Here is a 2,665-nt window from a genome sequence, read left to right as displayed (position 1 = left end):
CTCAACAGGAGGTGAATGGATGAAATTCATCGAAACCCCGAGCACAGCGATTGCGAAGCCGTGCCCCTGCTACAAGCGGCTCTTCTTGATCCTGCCGCCGTTGCAGGACTAATAGCGTCGCAAACCGACACCGGCGTCGTTTCGGCGCCGGTGCCGCTATCTGAGGATCAATCGTGACCGGACTCCATACTCCCGACAGCCGCCGACCCGACATCGTCGGTATCGAAATTACCCGCGTTTGCAATCTCACCTGCCCGCACTGCTACACAGCGGCCGGGCGCCGACCGATGAACGAGCTTATGACCCCGGAACTGCAGTCGCTGATCGACCAATTGATCGCGCTCGGCCCGCCGCGCGCAATCGGTTGGACGGGCGGAGAACCGCTCCTGCGCGAAGACCTTTATGAACTGGTAGAGTACGCCTTCGCGCGCGGTCAGATTCGCTCCGGCGTGACCACCAACGGCTTGTTGCTGACACCCGAGCGCGCCCGGCGTCTGCACGCCGGCGGGGCCTATGCCATCCAAATCAGCGTCGACGGCTCGACACCGGAACGAAACGCCCGCATGCGCAACGCCACCATCGAGGATTTCGCCACCATCCTCGCGGCGATGAAAGCCGTCAAAGCGGCTGGGCTGCAACTGCATCTGGCGATGCTCCTGGGTAAAGAGACGCTGGACGATGCACGCAATCTCCTGAAGTTGGCGGTCGATAGTGGTGCCGACGGCGTACGCTTTTGCGGCTTTGTGCCGGCCGGCCGCGGCCGCACCGATTCCGTCCGTCGGCGGCTGGAGTTTGGCGGTTTGGATGAGCTGCGCGAGTTTGTTGTCGAGGCGCAGACCACCGATGCGTTGATGGTGATGTTCGACCCGGCCTTTGGCCCTCTGCCACCTGATTACCAATTTCACGAATGCATCGCCGGCAAACAGGCCTTATATGTGAGTTCAACGGGGGCAGTCTATCCCTGCACCTCCCTGATTTCGCCGCGCTTTGAGGTCGGCAATCTCAGGCAGCGGCCATTGGCGGAAATCTGGAATGATCCGCGCATGACCGAAGTGGCCGATTCTGACTGCAAACACCTTACCGGGCATTGCCACACCTGCGAACACCTCAACCAGTGTCACGGCGGCTGCCGGGGTATCGCTTACGCCTATACCGGCGAGTTCCCGGCATCGTTTCCGCGCTGTCTGGCTCTCGCCGAGCCGAGTATCACGGAAGGCGTGCATCCGCCGCTGAGCGTCTGATCCGCATTCTTTCAGTCAAGTCCTCAACCCATCGACTCGGTCATACTCAGTTCTTGAAAATGTGTTAGGGACTCGATTTTGCCGTTGCTAAAACCTACACCTGCCGATATACTAAATAAGAAGTTAGGAGGCGGGCTTGCTTCGAAAAGCTGCGGCGACATTGGCGGTTGCGACTGCCACAATTCTTCTTCTCCAGTGTTCTCGGGATAAAGCTACATCTCCCCAGGCTGCACCGCTCGGCGAACCGGTGCAAATTCAACTGGGGCAGCAGGTGGTATTCGGTGCCGAAGAATTCCGCGTCACGTTCAAATCGGTGAATTTCGATCAACGCTGCGTTGGTGCGGCCGAGTGCATTTGGGACGGACTGGCCGAAGCGACATTCAGCCTGCGCACGGCCGAGGGGCAGGGGGCTAATCTGGATTTGGCAATTGCTGGCCAAACGACCGCCGAAGAGCAGTATGCGCGCAGCCGTCAGTCTCTGGGATTCCGGGTGATTCTCAGCAACCTCCAACCGGTCGGAGCGGGCCAGGCCAAGGACGCGACACCGACCGCGACCGTGATTGTCAAGGCGGGCGATCTCGACAGCCCGAGTCACATCGAATCGGTGGTGATCGCCGACGCGCCGAACGAAAAGATGCTCGGGCGTGATGTGGTGATTAGTGCTCCCGGACTGCGCGGCGATACGTTGGTCCTGCAAACGCAGACAAACGGCACCTGCCTGCAACACTACTTTGCCTTGTTTGCGGCCAATACCCTCACGGGAGCCACTGGCGATGAACTCAACCTGTATCTCAAACATACCTCACAGACCCCGACGTGCATCGGTACCGCGAATCAGGAAGTCAAGTTCGTTATCAACGCGCTGCGGCAGTTCCTCACCGACGATCTACAGGAAGTTCAGCTGCACATCTTCGGCTGCCGCAACTCGCTGGCGAGCGGACCGCAGCATCTGCTCTTTCCCTACGGCAATTATCTCAACCGCCCCCCGGTCCTGGGTCCGATCGGTCTGCAGCATTTCCAGGTTGATGTCGAAAAACGGGTCGCCATCACAGCGAGCGATCCGGACGGCCCGCGACCGGCCATAACAATCACCGGGATGCCGCAAAACTCCCGCATTGAGCGCGGATTCGACACGACGTACTTTGTCTTTCAGCCGACGGAGAGTCAGTTGGGCTGGCATTCTATCTTCGTGGCGGCAAGTGATGGTAGTGAAACCGACTCCGAGCGGGTCGCCCTCCATGTTATACGATCAGAGATCAACTCACCCCCCGTGTTCAATCCGCCGGCTCCAATCGTAATAGCCGAGGACTCGCTGCTGCAGTTGCCGCTGTCGGTCTACGATGCCGACAACGACCCACTGACGGTGACGGCGTCGGACCTGCCACCGCATGCCTTCTTCTACCCGGGGGTTGGGGCCGGAGGCT

At 59.8% G+C, this 2,665-nt stretch carries 2 protein-coding genes; both read left to right on the top strand.

Features of this window, described 5'->3' with window-relative positions; all coding sequences use genetic code 11:
- Positions 1–173: 173 nt before the first annotated feature.
- Positions 174–1,241, top strand: a complete 1,068-nt coding sequence (locus IT585_15135; GenBank protein ID MCC6964585.1) for a radical SAM protein — start codon at positions 174–176, stop codon at positions 1,239–1,241.
- A 247-nt stretch (positions 1,242–1,488) separates the two neighbouring features.
- On the top strand, positions 1,489–2,665 hold a 1,177-nt coding region (locus IT585_15130; protein ID MCC6964584.1), incomplete at its 3' end, for a hypothetical protein.

It is taken from the genome of Candidatus Zixiibacteriota bacterium, assembly GCA_020853795.1.
In the GTDB taxonomy this organism is placed as follows: domain Bacteria; phylum Zixibacteria; class MSB-5A5; order CAIYYT01; family CAIYYT01; genus JADJGC01.
Note: the sequence above shows the minus strand (reverse complement) of the source record. Positions and strands in the feature narration are given on the sequence as shown.